The following is a 16633-nucleotide window of genomic DNA, read 5'->3' as shown; positions in this document are numbered from 1 at the left end:
CGTCGAATAAAAACGAAAGCAAATCGAAGCCGCTAAATAAGCAGAAAAATCGCGCGCAGAAAACAAAAAGCCCCACGTGCATATGCGTGGGGCTCTTCGCGAGAAAGGGACCTTGGTGCCCAGGAGAGGACTCGAACCTCCACGGTGTTGCCACCGCTAGGACCTGAACCTAGTGCGTCTACCAATTCCGCCACCTGGGCCAAGGGGTACAGCGAGCCCGCTATTTTAGCGGGAAGCCGAGCCGTGTCAACTGCGCTTCACGACCGGCAGGAGCCGAAAAGCACGGTCTCCGCATAAAAAGAAAACGCCACCCGAAGGTGGCGTTTCCTGACATCTGGTGCCCAAGAGAGGACTCGAACCTCCACGGTGTTGCCACCGCTAGGACCTGAACCTAGTGCGTCTACCAATTCCGCCACCTGGGCAAGGGTGCGTTACTGCGTGTTTCTTTGCGTGCGTTCAGCAGCAAAGAACGCCATTATAGCGACTCGGGAACCGCTGTCAAGCATTTCGACGCGGCTCACGTCAGGGCTGCGGTTTGCTTACGTGTAAGGCGCGAGCGCCGGCCTGGCAGCCGGAGTCCACAATAGGCAGTGTTAGAATGATTTCAACGATTGCCGCTCGACTAACGGCAAAACACGGCGAAAGTCCAGTCCAACGAGAAGAACTCTATTAAGCCCTTGAGCAAATATCCGTATCCGATTCCCAGCCGCGAAGAGATTCTCGGCGTGCTGCGCACGAGCGAAACGCCTCACTCCGCGAACGACATCGCCGAGGCCCTGTCGATCAAGCGCCAGGAGCGCGAAGGATTTTTCAAGCGACTGGCGGCCATGGAACGCGACGGGCAAATCCGGCTCGACAAGCGCGGCCATTATCAGCTCACGCATCCGTCGAACTTCGTCGCGGGGCGCGTGCAGGGTCATCGCGACGGCTTCGGTTTTCTGATCCGCGATGACGGCCAGGACGATCTCTTCCTGCCCAACGGCGAGATGCAGAAGGTCATGCACAACGACCGCGTGCTCGCGCGCATCGTCGGCTACGACCGGCGCGGGCGGCCCGAAGGCCATATCGTCGAAGTCACCGACCGCGCGAACAAGCGCATCATCGGGCGGCTCGTGAATGAAAACGGCGCGCTGATTCTCGTGCCGGAAGACAAGCGCATCGGCCACGACATTCTCATCACGCAGAACCCGAAGAAGGCGAAAGTCGGGCAGGTCGTGTCCGTCGATCTGACGGACTTTCCGAGCCGCCATTCGCAGCCGCTCGGGCGCGTGGTCGAAGTGATCGGCGACATCGACGATCCCGGCATGGAAATCGAGATCGCGGTGCGCAAGTACGGCGTGCCGCATCAGTTCAGCGACGCCGCGCTCGCCGCGGCCGCGAAGCTCCCCGACGAAGTGCGGCCGGTTGACATCCGGCATCGCGTAGATCTGCGCGACGTGCCGCTCGTCACGATCGACGGCGAAGACGCTCGCGACTTCGACGACGCCGTATATTGCGAGCCCGTCGCCGTCGGCCGCGGACAAGGCTTCCGTCTGCTCGTGGCGATCGCCGACGTGTCGCATTACGTGCGTCCGAACGAGCCGCTCGATGTCGACGCGCTGGACCGCAGCACGTCGGTGTACTTCCCGCGGCGCGTGATCCCGATGCTGCCCGAGAAGCTCTCGAACGGGCTGTGCTCGCTGAATCCGGACGTCGACCGCTGCGTGCTCGTGTGCGACATGATCATCACGGCGCGCGGCGAGATCAAGGCGTATCAGTTCTATCCGGGCGTGATGCACTCGGCGGCGCGTCTCACGTACACCGAAGTCGCGGCCGTGCTCGCCAACACCAAGGGCCCGGAAGCCGCGCGGCGCGCGGAACTGGTGCCGCAGTTGCAGAATCTGTATGGCGTCTTCAAGGCGCTGCACGCGGCACGGCAGAAGCGCGGCGCGATCGACTTCGACACGACCGAGACGTACATCGTCGTGAACTCGCAGGGCAAGATCGAGCAGATTCTGCCGCGTCATCGCAACGACGCGCATCGGCTGATCGAAGAGTGCATGCTCGCGGCCAACGTCTGCGCGGCGGACTTTCTGAAGCGCAACAAGCATCCGGGCCTATACCGCGTGCATGCGGGGCCGACGGAGGAAAAGCTCGAAAACCTGCGGCAGTTTCTGCGCGGCGTCGGCCTGACGCTGACGGGCGGCGACAAGCCCCACGCGAGCGACTATGCGGCGCTGATAGCGCAAATCCGCGACCGGCCCGATGCGCAGATGCTTCAGTCAATGGTCCTGCGCTCGATGCAGCAGGCCGTCTACAGCCCGGACAACATCGGTCACTTCGGGCTCGCGTACGAGGCGTACGCCCACTTCACGAGCCCGATTCGCCGCTATCCCGACCTGCTCACGCATCGCGCCATTTACGCGATTCTGCAGGGCAAGAAATACGTGCCGGATATTGGCCACGACGTTTCGCTGAGCACGGGCTTGACGAAAGCCGCGCGCGAAATGCAACTGGCCGACGACAGCGCGCGCAGCCGGTCGCGCAACAGCGTCGCGGTGTGGGAAGAACTCGGCCTGCATTGCTCGTCGAACGAGCGTCGCGCCGACGAAGCGTCACGCGACGTCGAAGCCTGGCTCAAGTGCTATTTCATGCGCGACAAGCTGGGCGAGGAATACGGCGGCATGGTGAACGGCGTGACGTCCTTCGGCATCTTCGTGCAACTCGATTCGCTCTTTATCGAAGGGCTCGTGCATGTGACGGAACTCGGCTCGGACTACTTCCAGTACGACGAGATCAAGAACGAGCTGCGCGGCGAGCGCACCGGTATCCGCTATCGCATGTTCGATCGCGTGCGCGTGCAGGTGGGCCGCGTCGATCTCGATGCGCGCAAGATCGACTTCCGTCTGGTGCGCGATACGCCGGTGAAGCCGTCGCCGCGTTCGTCGTCGGGCGCGGCCGATCACGGCGCCTCGGGCGCCAATGGCGCAACGGGTCCGCGCATTCGTCCGCTGAACGACGATGCGGCAAGCACGCGTCAGCGCGGCGGCACGAAGAAGGGCGCGTCGCCGGCGGCGCGCGGCGGCGCGGCGAAGAAACGCGGAGGGACGTCCAACTCGGCGTCGAAGTCGTCGGCGCAGGGGCGGCCGGCGCGCAAGAAACGCTAGCCGACGCTCATCGCGTCAACGAATACGCGCGGTCCGGTGCGCTTTGCACCGGGCCGCGTCGTGCTTTTCATGGTTATCACGAAGGTTCGAATCAGTCATGTCACGTCTCAAGGTTCTTTACGGTTTCCACGCGGTGACGGCGCGCGTGCGGGCGGATGCCTCGTCTATCGAGGAAGTGTTGTACGACCCCACGCGCAAGGACCGCCGCATGCAGGACTTCCTGCGTGCCGCGAAGGACGCGGGCGTGCGTCTGATCGCCGCCGACGAAGGGCGTTTGTGGGGCCTCGCGGGCAATATCCAGCATCAGGGCGTCGTGGCCCGCGCGCACGACTTGCCGCTCGCGCAGAACCTCGCCGAACTGCTCGACGGCATCTCGGGAACGCCCTTGCTGCTCGTGCTCGATGGCGTCACCGACCCGCATAATCTCGGCGCATGCCTGCGCGTCGCGGACGCGGCGGGCGCGCATGCGGTCATCGCGCCGCGCGATCGTTCGGCGGGCCTCAACGCGACCGCCGCGAAAGTGGCGAGCGGCGCGGCCGAAAGCGTGCCGTACATCACGGTGACGAATCTGGCGCGCGCGCTGCGCGAACTGAAGGATGCCGGCGTCTGGGTGATCGGCACGGCGGGCGAAGCGACGGCGAGCGTCTATGAGACGAAGCTCGACGGCGCGGTGGCGATCGTCGTGGGCGCGGAAGGCGAGGGCATGCGCCGCCTCACGCGCGAGACGTGCGACGAGATCATGCATATTCCGATGGCGGGCGCGGTGGAGAGCCTGAACGTGTCGGTGGCGAGCGGCGTGTGCCTGTTCGAGGCGGTGCGGCAGAGGATGGTGAAGAAGTAAGGTGTTTCGCATGCTTCGCCTCGTCTGTCTCGCGCTCGCCTGCGCTTTCGTTACCGCCTGCACCCCCACCATGCAAAACCGCGGCACCTACATCGCCGACACGCAACACCACGCGAAAAACGCCGATTCGCGCGTGCGTTTCCTCGTCATGCACTACACGGAAATCGACGAAGCGCGCTCGCTCGCCGTCCTCACGGGCGATGAGGTCAGCGTCCACTACGTCGTGCCCGACGCGCCGCGCATCGAGAACGGCGAGCCGGTCGTCTATCAGCTCGTGCCCGAAGAGAAGCGCGCGTGGCATGCCGGCCAGAGCTACTGGCAGGGCGCGACGGAGCTTAACGCGTCGTCGATCGGCATCGAGAACGTGAACCTCGGACCGATCGATACCCCCGCCGGCCGCACCTGGCAGCCGTATCCGCCCGCGCAGGTCGATGCGCTCGTGAAGCTTTCGCGCGACATCGTCGAGCGTTACGGCATTCCGCCGACGCGCGTGGTCGGCCATAGCGACATCGCTCCGCAGCGCAAGATCGATCCCGGTCCGCTCTTTCCGTGGCGCACGCTGTACGAGGCGGGCATCGGCGCATGGCCCGACGATGCCGCCGTCGCCGCGCATCTCGCCGGCCGCGATCCCAAAGCGCCGTGCGACGTGCGCGCGTTGCAGGAAAAGCTCAAGCGCTACGGCTACGACGTCGCCACCGACGGCATGCTCGACGAGAAGACGCGCCGCGTCTTCGGCGCGTTCCAGATGCACTTCCGGCCGTCGGACTACGCAGGCGACGCCGATGCGCAAACAGACGCCATCGCGCAGGCCTTGCTGGACAAGTACTTCCCCTGACCGTTGCGTTAGACAAAAGAAGAAATGGGCGACTATTTTCTGCCGCTGCGCGCGCTCCATATGACCTGCGCGGGCCTGAGCATCGCGGGCTTCGTTGTGCGCTGGATCTGGATGCTGACGGACTCGCGCCTTCTCACCGCCCGTGCGAGCAAGATCGTGCCGCATATCGTCGATACGCTCCTGCTCGCGAGCGCGATTGCACTCGTCGCGATCATCGGCTTTGGGCCGAACGCGGCGTGGCTGGGCGCGAAGATCGCGGGCCTCGTCGTCTACATCGTGCTCGGCACCTTCGCGCTCAAGCGCGGCCGGACGAAGGGCGCGCGCGCCGTCTTCGGCGTGCTGGCGATCATCGTCTTCGCGTTTATCGCGTCCGTCGCGCGCACGCACGATCCGCTCGGATTCCTGCACGGCATCCTCTGACCGCATGCTCAAAAAGCGCGGGAAGGCGGCGCGCGCTCCGATAAAATCGCGTTTTCCCCTCACGCGCAGCACCATTTCCATGACTCAGGACGAACTCAAGCAGCGCGTCGGCCAGGCCGCGGCCGACTATGTGAACGCGCACGTGCCCGAAGGCTCGATCATCGGCGTCGGCACCGGATCGACGGCCAATTGCTTCATCGACGCGCTGGCCGCCTCGAAAGCGCGTTATCGCGGGGCGGTATCGAGTTCGCTCGCGACGACCGCGCGGCTCGAATCGCACGGCTTCAAGGTGTTCGACCTGAACGACGTGGACACGCTGCCGGTCTACGTCGACGGCGCCGACGAAATCGACGCGAGCGGCGCGATGATAAAAGGCGGCGGCGGGGCGCTCACGCGCGAGAAGATCGTGGCGTCGGTGGCCGAGGTGTTCGTGTGCATCGCGGATGCGAGCAAGCGCGTCGACGTGATGGGCACGTTCCCGCTGCCCATCGAAGTCGTGCCGATGGCGCGCACCGCGATCGGTCGCAAGATCGCCGCGCTCGGCGGCGTGCCCATCGTGCGCGTGATGCAGGACGGCATGCCGTTCATCACCGACAACGGCAACGAGATCATCGACGTGAAGGGCCTCTCCATCACGGACCCGCGCGGACTCGAAGCGCAAATCAACGCGTGGCCGGGCGTGGTGACGGTGGGTCTTTTCGCGGCGCGCGGAGCGGACGTGTGCCTGCTCGGCACGGAGCAGGGCGTCGAGCGTATCGACTACTGAAGCGCGTCGCCACAAGCACAACGGGCCCGGCAACGCGAGTCGCCGGGCCCGTTTTCGTTCAATGCAGCGCGTTCAATACGCTTAGTACGCGTTTCGTCCGATAAAGCCCTTGAACAGCGTCATCGCGACGATCTTGATGTCGAACCAGAACGACCAGTTGTGAATGTAGAACAGGTCGAACTTCACGCGGTTCTGCATCTTCTCGACCTTCTCGGTCGCGCCGCGATATCCGTTCACCTGCGCCCAGCCAGTAATGCCCGGCTTGATGCGGTAGCGGAACATGTAGCCGTAGACGAGATCCTTGTACAGATCGTCGTGTTCGATCGCATGTGGACGCGGCCCGACCACCGACATATCGCCGAACAGCACGTTGATGAACTGCGGCAGTTCGTCGAGACTCGTGCGGCGCAGGAACGCGCCGATCTTCGTCACGCGCGGGTCGTTGCGCGTCGCCTGCGTCACGTGACCCTTGGTCTCGCGATGCACGGCCATCGAACGGAACTTGTAGATCTTGAACGGCCGTCCGTCCGCGCCCTTGCGGTTCTGCGTGAAGAACACCGGCCCTTCCGATGTCGCCTTGATCGCGATTGCAATGGTGATCATGATCGGCGAGAGCGCGAGCAGCGCGGCCGCGGCAAAGCAGCGGTCGAACAGCAGCTTCGGCCACATCTGTAAGGTGCTGACAGGTGACGTCGTCAGGTTGATGGTCGCGAGCCCCGCGACATCGGTCATCGAATGGTTGAAGAGCGAGATGCTGCGCGTGTCCGGAATCAGCCGCAGATTCACGAAGTCGTGCCGCAGCGCATGCACGAAGCGATAGATCGTGTGTTCCTGCGAAAGCGGCAGCGCGAGCCACACTTCGTTGATGTCCTCGGCGCGCACTTTCTCGACGAGTTCGTCGAAGTCGTTGAGCACCGGCAGGCGCATGGACGCGCCGGGCCGGCTGCCGAGGCCGCTTGCATGGAGTTCTTCGTCGCCCGTCGTGTCGAGCAGACAGACGGGCGTGAAGCCTTGCTCGGGCGTGCTCGACAGATGCGCGAGCAGCGTGCGCGCGAAGCCCTGCGCGCCGACGATCGCCACCGTGCGCTGATTGAAGCCGCGGCCGCGCATGATTCGCAGGCTCGCGTACACCGCGCATTTCGCGAGCACGATCAGCGCGCCGGAGATGAGCGTCGAATACGCGAACCAGAGCCGCGACACGGCGTCCATGCGATGCAGCGTGAAGGCGAGCAGAAGCGCCGCGGCGGCCACCGTCATCCAGGCGAGCGTGACGCGCGCCAGCATCATCGGAAGCGGCTTGCCGCGCCAGGCTTCGTACACCCCGAACGTCGGGAACAACAGCAATGCCAGCACGCTATTGAATGCGATCAGGAGCTTCTCGATATCGCTGAATTCGAGCGAGGAAAAGCGCATGGAATGCGCGATCACCCCGCCCGCGACGATGAAGAAGACGTCCAGACAGCGCGCCGTCCAGCCGAACATATCGTGACTTTTATTGTGCATCCGTATCTCAGACACTGGAGGCCGAAGCCGTCTCCTGCGCGCGCAGACGCGGCAGCAGGCGGTCGAACTCACGTTTGACGAGGCCGTAGCATTCGCAGGCGCGCGCTTCCAGCCCTTCGCGATCCACCACCTTGATGCAGCCGCGGCTATGGTGGATGAGACCCGCATCGTGCAGCTTGCCGGCCGCTTCGGTCACGCCTTCGCGACGCACGCCGAGCATGTCGGCGATCAGCTGCTGCGTGACTTGCAGTTCGTTCGACGCGGTGCGGTCGATTTCGATCAACAGCCAGCGGCAAAGCTGCTTGTTGAGCGAATGATGACGATTACACGCCGCGGTCTGCGCGACTTGCGTGAGCAGGGCCTGCATGTAGAGCAGCATCAGGCGGCGCAGAAAGTCCGAACGTCCGAACTGTTCGCGCAGTGCCTGAGCGCTCATGCGATATGCGAAGCCCGGGCACTGCACCTGGACACGCGTGGGCATCGTTTCGCCGCCGGTCAGGACCGGCACGCCCGTCATGCCTTCACGGCCGACTGCGGCGATTTCGACCGAGCCGCCGTCTTCCATCGTATGCAACAGAGAGATGATGGCGGTCGTCGGGAAGTACACGTGATGAATACGTTGGCCCGAATCGCAGAGCAGTTGCTCGGTGCGGAGTTGAACCAGTTCGAGATGCGGAGTCAGAGCTTGCCACTCATGTGCCGGAAGGGCGCCGAGGAGGTGGTTGCCGTGCAGGTCGGACTGAAGGGTCAGCATGTTTGTTCTCTCGTAACTTCGCGCGTTGCGCTTCACTTTTTTCTTTACTGGTGTGATCGTTCTCGGGTCGCGTCTCGCGCGGCTATGAAAACGTCTCACACCAGCCCCGTTAGCAGCCCGTGCTCGCTTGAGTTGATTTAGTAGATCGCGTCGCTTCGGGTTGCGCGACTCTTTTAGCGAGGACTGTGCCAATGCGGCGAACGTCAATGCTGGTGGGGCCTCACCGTCTGAACGCCTGCTGTGATGCGGCGCAGCGTCGCCTTTTTGTTTCAGTCTTGAACATCGGTGGTCTTAGGAATCCGCATACGCCCGGAGGGGTATCGTCAGCGCAAACGGCTTGTAAACCGGTCCAGGCTTTGACGATCACCGTGCGATAAGCCTCAGAGAGCCGCGTCCCACCGAGAGAACCCCTCCTTTTGTAGGGACATTGAAAATTGATTCATCTGTGTTCCATCATGTTCGTGGCCTAACGAACGTGCTGCCGGCGCGAGACCTCTTGCTTCCCGCCAAAGCCTTGCTGCATAAGGCTTCGCGCGGAGTGAAGGATGTGTTCCATGGCAATTTCGCAAACGGCTAAACGTTGCGCCCGTTTCACGAAACGGCTCGTCTGTGGGCCATGCCGCGCCCGAATGCGTGAATCGTGCCCGCGAGAAGGCGTGAGTTGCCCCACATAGGGCGCGCGAGCGATTCGTTTTTCCCCCGAAAACCGCGATCGACGTGTCAAACGTTTGCGCTGCGCACGGCGATGCCGAGGTTCGACGCGATACCGGAAGGTCCCCGCCGAACGTATGGAACGCGCCATTACGCGGTGCGGAAATGTTTCATCGGGGACAATAGGGTGCATGCCGCACGTCGCATCTCACCATGCGAGCGTGAAATGCGCATGACGCGACGTGCGATCATCGCGATGTCATACGCGCGTGCATTGCGCATGCATTGGGCATGCATCGCGCATCACGCATTGGAATGATCAACAGACGATTGCCGCGAGCGTGGGCACCACGCGCTCGTACGCGGCTTCCATGATGTCGAACGAGGCGTCGCAGAGATCCGCCTGCCCGTCTGCGAGCGCCCGCGCGAGCCGGCATTGCAGCGCCATCGCTTCGCTTGCTATCGCGCGAGCGGCCACGTGCGTCGTCACGGGAATATCGAAGCCGTGTTCGCGCATCCATTCGAGGTAATGCGCGAGCAGTTCGAAGTTCGCGCCCAACTGACGCATCACATGACACCCATAGGGCCGCGCATACGCTTCTTTGCGCTCGAGCATCGTATCGACGTGCGCGGGAAACGCGCTGCGCCAGCGCGATATCGGGTTGTGCATCGGACGGCGCAGCAGATGCGCGCATAAGAGGTCCGCCGATCCTTCCGCAAGCGCTGTCCCGCCGAGCGATTCGCCCACGCGTTTGATGAACTCCACATGCGGGAATAGTGCTTGCCCATGCGTTGTGCCCGCTGCACCGGATAACGTCGTATCGTGCGCGGCCTTGGTTCCGAGCACGCCGTCGTAGTCGTCGCCGTGAAGCAGGTGATAACCGCTGTGATGAAAGTAACCGAGCCGTCGCGCGTTGGGATCGATCACATCAATGCCGATGGTGGTCTTCACATGCTCGCGTCGATAGTGCGTCGCGGGCATGTCGGGCAAAAAGAACGCATCGACTTCGACGAGGACCGTATTGCCGCGGCGCGTTTGCACGAGCGCGCGTTCTTCCAGCGAGCCGAACAGAGCGAGTTCATGCACCTGCAAGCCGTAGAGCTTTTCGATGTCTTCACAAGGCGGACGGCCGAGCGTGAACTGATCGTCTTCGAAGTCCTGCGTGACCGTGTAGGCCAGCATCGCATGCGGTTCGAGTCCGTTGCCATGCAAGAGCTCGATCCACAGGTCGACGGGGCCTGCGCCATCGCGCCAGATGCGTTCGGCGCGATGCAGCGCGTGCGCGCGATGACGTTTCGCGCGCATGCGCAAGGGATCGAGTGAAACGACGCGTGAACGACTGACGCCGGAACTCGTCATACCGCTGGTATGAAACGCGCTCATGGGCTTACCTCGGGCCTGAAAAGCCGGCAACCGATACCGCGTGCGCGCCGAAGCATTCGTTGTTTTTACCTGCGTTTTTATCGCTTGCGCTTTTATCGCTTTCTAAGGCGCCGCGTTCAATGGCGGGTTGCATTGTGATTTTCCCATGAAGGTGCGCAACGACGCGAGTGCTATCGCGGCACGTGCACGAGCCTTCCGCGCGTGGCGCAGGACTCGGGTGACATGTCGTGATGGATCTCGTGAAGGCGTCCTTTTCCCCGAAGACGCCTTCTTGTGTGGTTGGCCTTATTTGACGGGGCTGCAAGCCCTGGAGTCGGTGCGCCCCCGCACTGAAAGCTTGTTTCGCGGGACGTAACGTTCAATCGTCGCAACGCCGGTGAGAAACCGGCAGCAAGGAGAACAACCAATGAATTGGAAGACCCTGGATTTCGAACAGCTCACTGCGCGCGAGCTTTATCTGATTCTGCGTGCGCGCAGTGCGGTGTTCGTCGTCGAGCAATCGCATGTGCATCTCGATGCGGACGGCCGCGATGAAACCGGCGTGCACGTCTTCGCCACCGATGACATGACGCGCCCGATGCCGGTGCTCGCGTACGCGCGCATTCACGAAGGCGATCTCGAAGATCCCGAAGTCGTCGTGGACAAAATCCTGACGAGTCCGCTGCGTCGTGGCGATGGCACCGCGCACGCGCTCATCGAACGCGTGCTCAACGTGTGCGCCGAACGCTGGCCCGGCCGCGCCGTGCGGCTCACGGCGCCCGTGAGTCTGCGCGCGTTTTACGAAGCGTTCGGTTTTCGCAAGACGGAAGGACCGTTCCTCGAACACGGCATGCCTTATATCGGTCTGACAAGAAAAGGCCGCACGACGCGCGAAACGAGCGCAAGCAAGCTGCAGCAAGCGGGCGTCAACGCGTTCGCCAATACGTACGAACTGCTCTGAAGCCCGACGCGCGCCGCTTGTGTTCGGCGCGCGCGTGTCCGCGGTACCCGTAGCTCTTCTTCAAAACGATAACGAACCGCGCGGCCGGCGTAATCACGCATGCCGGCACGCGCGCAACCGGCACCCACATGCGAATAGTCCATCTCGCCAACCACGCGCAGATCATCGGCAACGGCACCGTCAACATGATGGTCGATCTCGCATGCATGGAGGCGCGCATGGGACACGACGTGGTCGTCGCTTCGTCGGGCGGCGGCTTCGAGCCGCTGTTGCGGCGTCATGGCATCACGCACATTCCGTTGCAACAGTCGAGGCAGCCCTGGCGCGTGCCGTCGATGATCGCGGGCTTCAATCGTCTCATCGATCGTTTCGATCCCGACATCGTTCACGCGCACATGATGACGGGCGCGCTCATCTCGCGATTCGGCAGCATGCGCCGCCGCTTCGCGCTCGTGACCACCGTGCATCACGAATTGCAGAAGAGCGCGTCGCTCGTGCGCGCGGGCGATCGCATGGTCGCCGTGAGCGATGCCGTTGCACGCACGCTGGAGGAGCGCGGCATCGGGCGCGAGCGCGTGTCGGTCGTGCTCAACGGCGCGGTCGGCGCGCCGCGCCTCACGTGTCGTCCTGCGGCGCGTCCGGTGCACATGAAGCGGCCGAGCGTCGTCTGCGTCGCGGGAATGTATCGGAGAAAAGGCATTGCGGATCTTCTGAAAGCCTTCGCGATCGTGCGGGAACAAACGGCGCATCAGCGCGACTTCATCGCGGAGCCGCACCTGTATCTGATCGGCGATGGTCCCGAGCGCGAGTCGATGGAAGCGCTCGCCGCGGAACTCGGTCTGCAATCGGCTGTTCATTTCACGGGCTTCGTGACCGACCCGCGCCCTTATCTCGCGAACGCCGACGTCTTTGCGCTCCTGTCGCATCAGGACCCGTGTCCGCTTGTGATCGCCGAGGCGCGCGAGGCGGGCTGCGCGATTCTCGCGACGCGCGTGGGCGGCATTCCCGAACTGCTCGATGGCGGCGGCGCGGGCGTGCTCGTCGCGCCGGGCGATCCGGCGCAGGCCGCCGCGAAGTTGCGCTGGCTGCTGCTCGATTCGCAAGCGCGCAGTCAGTATGCGGCGCGCGCGCGGGAAGACATTCAGCGGCTTTCGGTCGAAAGAGTCGGCAGCGACTACGTCGCCATTTATCAGCAGACGCTCGCGGAGCGCGAGGCGCTGCAACGCCGCGATCAACGCATGCACGCGAGGCGTCCGCGCGCCTCCGACGGTGCCATGTAAGCGCCCCAATACGCCGCGCAAAACGATGCGACGGCGTTTGAAAGCCGCATTCTCATGAACTAAGCACTGCATGAGAATTTCGGTAATCGCGTCATACAATAGCCGCCCCCGCGCGGGCGAGCGTTCGCGTTCGCACAGAAAGCCTACGAGATGCTTGCTCAAATGAGTGCATGAACGGCTGACGATTTCCGGCCGAAAAATCACACAATAAAACGCCGCGCTGCGACGCTGTCATTCATCAGTTTCCCTGATGAACGACGGCGCCCGCGCGGCGCGAGCGCAGGAATTGAGCGTACGAATACTCAATCAATAGGGCAACGAATGGTAACGGCGGCCAACGAAGGCGGCTCGTGTGCGGCGATCAGAGGGAATACCCTGTCAGGAAATTCCTCACTGGTTTTCAGCGCGACGAAGACGCAACGTGTAGTGCGACGAATGGATGTTCGCAAATTCCTCGCCCTGGCCGCCGCAGGGCGCGTGAGAGAACGCGCGCAGACACACATGGGCTACGGACAGGCGGATAGGGGAGAAGCGTGATGGATGAAAACAAAGAGCGGTCGCTGGTGGCGAAGGTCATGGACGGGCTGGTCTCGGGGATCGTCGAGCAGAAGTACGGCGCGATACTGCCGCCGCAAGACATCCTTTCGAAAGAGTTCGACGTGAGCCGCACCGTCATGCGCGAAGCGCTCTCGATGCTGCTCGCCCGTCACATGCTGGACGTGCGGCCGAAAACCGGCACGCGCATCCGGCCGATGAGCGACTGGCGTCTCATCGACGAAGACGTGGTGTCGTGGCGTTTTCGCGCGAAGCCGGATCAGACTTTCTTGCGGGATGTAATCGAATTCCGCATGTTGATCGAGCCGCGCGCCGCCGCGCTCGCCGCCGCGCGCGCGACGCCCGATGAGATCGCTGGCATCCGCGACGCGTTCGATACGCTCTCGCGCCTTCAGGTCGGCGAGCCCGAGTATCAGGCAGCGGACGAAGTGCTGCATACGCGCATCGTCGCCGCCAGCGGCAACCAGTTCTTCCGGCAGATGACGGCCATCGTGCGCGGCGCGCTCGTGACGGTGAATCCGATCGTGGATGGCATCGAGTCCGTGCGCGAGGCGACGCTCGCGGCGCAGCGCAGCGTCGTCGAGGCGATCGAGGCGAAAGACCCGGCAGCCGCCGAACGCGCGACGCGCTCGCTCGTCGATCTCGCGGCGGAGGAAGTTGGGCGCGCGTTCTCGCTCGAACGCATGATTCAGCCGAGCCAGCCGGTCTCGCCGCCGGACGTGAACGCGTCGGCCGGAGCCTGAGCGGGTTCGAGCGCTGCCGCTGTCGGTGCGAAGGCGCGGCGCAATCGCATCGTCCGATGAAAGCCGGGCCTCGTGCCCGGCTTTGTCTTTTTCGCGCGGCGCATTCAGGCACAATCCCCGCACGACCCAATATCCGGAGGCAAACTGCATGGAATCGATACGCTGGGGCATCGTCGGCGCGGGGCGCATCGCGCGGCGCTTTGCCGAGAGCCTGCAACACGTCGAGGGCGCGACGCTCGCGGGCGTGTCTTCGCGGCGGCCCGAGTCGGCGCGCGCGCTCGCCGAGCCGTTCGGCGCGGCCGCATTCGATGACTTCGATACCTTGCTCGCGAACATCGACGCGCTCTACGTCGCGACGATGCAGGACAGCCATCCGCACTATGCGTTGCGCGCGTTCGCCGCGGGCAAGCCGGTGCTATGCGAGAAGCCCGCCGCCGTGAACGCGCGCATTTTGCAGCAGATGATCGACGCGGCGCGTGGCGCGAAGGTCCTCTTCATGGAGGCGATGAAGCCGCCGTTCTACCCGCTGTATCGGCGCTTGCGCGAGCATTTGCAGGCCGATCCGATCGGCGATATCGGCCTCGTGCGCGCGGGCTGCTCGATGGCGAACGTGCCGGCGGATCATCCGTCCTTTTCACTCGAAGCGGGCGGCGGCGCGTTGCTCGATATCGGCATCTACGAGGCGTTTCTCGCCGTCGACTGGCTCGGCGAGGCGCTCGATGTGCAGACGATCGGCCGCGTCGGCGCGACGGGCGTCGATGTCTTCGCGAGTCTGAACGTGCGGCACGAGCGCGGCATCGCGCAACTATTCTGCGGAATGGACCTGCAAGGACGCGGCGACGCGCTCATCGGCGGCACGAAAGGCACCGTGACGATTCACGAGAACTGGTGGAACCCGGCTCGCGCGACCATCGCCTATACGGACGGCCGCAAGGTGGAACTCGACGAGCCGTTTTCAGGCGGCGGCCTCAACTACGAGACCGCGCACTTCTGCGAGCTGCTGCGCGCGGGTCTCATCGAAAGCCCGGTGATGCCGCATGTCATGTCCATGCGGATGATGGCGATCATGGACGCCGCGCGGCGCGATCTGCGCGTGCGCTTCCCGTTCGAGGAAGACTGAACGAGGCGCGCGCGTTAGTGCCGGCCGGGCAGCGCGAGCCGCCGCTCGAACACGCGCTGCACGACTTCCAGCACGCTGCACAGCAGCCAGTAGACGAAGGCCGCCGCCAGATAGAGCGGCAGCGGCTGATACGTCGCCGCGATCACTTCCTGCGCGCTACGCAAAAGCTCCGTCACCGTGATGACGGAAACGAGCGACGTGTCCTTGATAAGGCTGATGAGGCTGTTCGAAAGACTCGGCACCGCGATGCGCAGCGCTTGCGGCCCGATCACGTAGCGCAGCGTCTGCGTGCGCGACAGGCCGAGGCTGTACGCCGCGAGCCATTGTCCGCTGTGAATGCCGAGAATCGCGCCGCGCATGCTTTCTGACAGATACGCCGCCACGTTCGCCGATAACGCGATGACGCCCGCGGGCGTCGGTTCGAGCGAAATGCCGAGGCTCGGCAAGCCGTAATAGATCACGAAGATCTGCACGAGGAGCGGCGTGCCGCGCATCACGCTGACGTAGACGCGGCCGATGCCGACGAGCGCGCGGTTGCGGCTGATGCCCATCAGCGCCAGCACCGTGGCCGCGATGAGGCCGAAGAACATCGAGTACAGCGCGAACTTGATCGTCAGCAGCGCGCCTTGCGCCAGCACCGGCGCCGATTGAACCAGCAGGGAAGTGGTCGACATGAACGGGAAAACGTAAGCGGAAAGCGCGCGGATGGAAACGAAGAGCCGGGCGGCGCGCGAAAGCGCACATCATAAACCGGGCGCGAAAAAGAGAAGGGCGGCACCGTGAGACGATGCCGCCCGATCATGCGTGCGCTCGCGTGTCTGCGTGCTTACTTCGCCGGCTTCGTCACGTCGATGCCGAACCACTTGTCGGAGATCTTCGCGAAGGTGCCGTCCTGTTCGAGCTGGGTCATCGCGTCGTCGATCGCCTTCGCGAACTTCGGATTGCCCTTCTTAAACGGAATGCCCGACGGATTGCCCGCGCCGACATTCGCGCCCGTGCGCAGCGGCAACTGCGAGTTCTTAAGCAGGTACGCGAGCATCAGGCGGTCGTTGAGCGCGGCGTCCAGACGGCCCGCGGCCAGATCGCGCAGATATTCCGGCGCGCCCGGGTATGTCTTCACGTCGATGCCCGGCACCGACTTGGCCATGTCCATGTAGTTCGTGCCGAGGCCGACGCCGAGCTTCTTGCCCTTCAGGTCTTCGAGCGACTTGAAGTCACGCTTGTCGTCGGCGCGCTGGATCAGCTGCGCGTTCGAATACGTGTACGCAGGCGAGAAGTCGAGCGTTTCCTTGCGCTTGTCGGTGATGCCGACCTGGTTCACGATCACATCGAACTTGCCCGCTTGCAGGCCCGCGATGATGCCGCTCCACTCCGTCGTGACGAACTCGGGCTTCACGCCGAGCTTCGCGGCGACGGCCTTCGCGATATCCACGTCGAAGCCGACGAGCTCGCCCGACGGCGCCTTTGAGTTGAACGGCGGGAACGTGCCTTCGAGACCGACGCGCAGCGTGCCGCGCTGCTTGACCTGATCGAGCAGGTCTTCTGCGTGCGCCGTGGCGGTGACCGCGGTGAACGCCGCGCCGATCAGGCTGGCGGCGACGAGCTTCTTGAGCGTGGACAGGTTCATCGTGTTGTTCTCCTCGTGTTGGCAAAGTGGCGCGCCGCTTCTTCCAGCGCCGCGCCCGATAGGTGCGG

Annotated in this window: 14 protein-coding genes and 2 tRNA genes; 9 read left to right on the top strand and 7 right to left on the bottom strand. The window is 63.8% G+C overall.

Going from position 1 to position 16633, the window contains the following annotated elements:
- Positions 1-113: 113 nt before the first annotated feature.
- A tRNA-Leu gene (locus tag JYK05_RS07450) sits at positions 114-200 on the bottom strand.
- Between the two features lie 135 nt (positions 201-335).
- Positions 336-422, bottom strand: a tRNA-Leu gene (locus tag JYK05_RS07445).
- A gap of 255 nt (positions 423-677) precedes the next feature.
- Here JYK05_RS07445 and rnr point away from each other — a divergent pair.
- From rnr to rpiA, 5 genes are all read left to right on the top strand, one after another.
- On the top strand, positions 678-3146 hold the full coding sequence (rnr, locus tag JYK05_RS07440; protein ID WP_206466530.1) for a ribonuclease R: 2469 nt from the start codon (positions 678-680) through the stop codon (positions 3144-3146).
- 97 nt (positions 3147-3243) lie between these two features.
- Positions 3244-3987: a 23S rRNA (guanosine(2251)-2'-O)-methyltransferase RlmB gene (gene rlmB / locus JYK05_RS07435; protein ID WP_206466529.1), complete on the top strand. Its 744-nt coding sequence runs from the start codon at positions 3244-3246 to the stop codon at positions 3985-3987.
- 10 nt (positions 3988-3997) lie between these two features.
- Positions 3998-4822, top strand: coding sequence for an N-acetylmuramoyl-L-alanine amidase (locus JYK05_RS07430; protein ID WP_206466528.1), 825 nt, complete (start codon positions 3998-4000; stop codon positions 4820-4822).
- A gap of 24 nt (positions 4823-4846) precedes the next feature.
- Positions 4847-5242 carry a SirB2 family protein gene (locus JYK05_RS07425; RefSeq protein WP_206466527.1) on the top strand — a complete coding sequence of 132 codons (396 nt, stop codon included), beginning with the start codon at positions 4847-4849 and terminating at the stop codon, positions 5240-5242.
- A gap of 79 nt (positions 5243-5321) precedes the next feature.
- Complete coding sequence (rpiA, locus tag JYK05_RS07420) at positions 5322-6008, top strand: ribose-5-phosphate isomerase RpiA (RefSeq protein ID WP_206466526.1); 687 nt, start codon at positions 5322-5324, stop codon at positions 6006-6008.
- An 81-nt stretch (positions 6009-6089) separates the two neighbouring features.
- On the opposite strand, the gene JYK05_RS07415 is transcribed toward rpiA, so the two are convergent.
- The 3 genes from JYK05_RS07415 to JYK05_RS07405 form a co-directional block, all read right to left on the bottom strand.
- Positions 6090-7490 carry an undecaprenyl-phosphate glucose phosphotransferase gene (locus JYK05_RS07415; protein WP_206468242.1) on the bottom strand — a complete coding sequence of 467 codons (1401 nt, stop codon included), beginning with the start codon at positions 7488-7490 and terminating at the stop codon, positions 6090-6092.
- 28 nt (positions 7491-7518) lie between these two features.
- Positions 7519-8265, bottom strand: a complete 747-nt coding sequence (locus JYK05_RS07410; RefSeq protein WP_159836384.1) for a Crp/Fnr family transcriptional regulator — start codon at positions 8263-8265, stop codon at positions 7519-7521.
- 970 nt (positions 8266-9235) lie between these two features.
- Positions 9236-10222 carry a DUF1839 family protein gene (locus JYK05_RS07405; RefSeq protein WP_241269774.1) on the bottom strand — a complete coding sequence of 329 codons (987 nt, stop codon included), beginning with the start codon at positions 10220-10222 and terminating at the stop codon, positions 9236-9238.
- Positions 10223-10706: 484 nt separating this feature from the next.
- Here JYK05_RS07405 and JYK05_RS07400 point away from each other — a divergent pair, with 484 nt between their 5' ends.
- The 4 genes from JYK05_RS07400 to JYK05_RS07385 all read left to right on the top strand — a co-directional run bounded on the left by JYK05_RS07400 (position 10707) and on the right by JYK05_RS07385 (position 14938).
- A complete protein-coding gene (locus JYK05_RS07400; protein ID WP_175940479.1) occupies positions 10707-11240 on the top strand; it encodes a GNAT family N-acetyltransferase in 534 nt (177 codons plus the stop codon).
- A 128-nt stretch (positions 11241-11368) separates the two neighbouring features.
- Positions 11369-12520, top strand: coding sequence for a glycosyltransferase family 4 protein (locus JYK05_RS07395; protein WP_175940478.1), 1152 nt, complete (start codon positions 11369-11371; stop codon positions 12518-12520).
- Positions 12521-13056: 536 nt separating this feature from the next.
- Positions 13057-13818, top strand: a complete 762-nt coding sequence (locus JYK05_RS07390) for a FadR/GntR family transcriptional regulator (RefSeq protein WP_175940477.1) — start codon at positions 13057-13059, stop codon at positions 13816-13818.
- 148 nt (positions 13819-13966) lie between these two features.
- Positions 13967-14938, top strand: a complete 972-nt coding sequence (locus JYK05_RS07385; RefSeq protein WP_206466524.1) for a Gfo/Idh/MocA family protein — start codon at positions 13967-13969, stop codon at positions 14936-14938.
- Positions 14939-14952: 14 nt separating this feature from the next.
- Here JYK05_RS07385 and JYK05_RS07380 read toward each other — a convergent pair whose 3' ends face one another.
- Together JYK05_RS07380 and JYK05_RS07375 are read right to left on the bottom strand one after the other, a co-directional pair.
- On the bottom strand, positions 14953-15612 hold the full coding sequence (locus tag JYK05_RS07380; protein WP_175940475.1) for an amino acid ABC transporter permease: 660 nt from the start codon (positions 15610-15612) through the stop codon (positions 14953-14955).
- 152 nt (positions 15613-15764) lie between these two features.
- Complete coding sequence (locus JYK05_RS07375; protein ID WP_175940474.1) at positions 15765-16565, bottom strand: cystine ABC transporter substrate-binding protein; 801 nt, start codon at positions 16563-16565, stop codon at positions 15765-15767.
- Positions 16566-16633 lie beyond the last annotated feature (68 nt).

The organism is Caballeronia sp. M1242, assembly GCF_017220215.1.
Taxonomy (GTDB): Bacteria; Pseudomonadota; Gammaproteobacteria; order Burkholderiales; family Burkholderiaceae; genus Caballeronia.
Note: the sequence above shows the minus strand (reverse complement) of the source record. Positions and strands in the feature narration are given on the sequence as shown.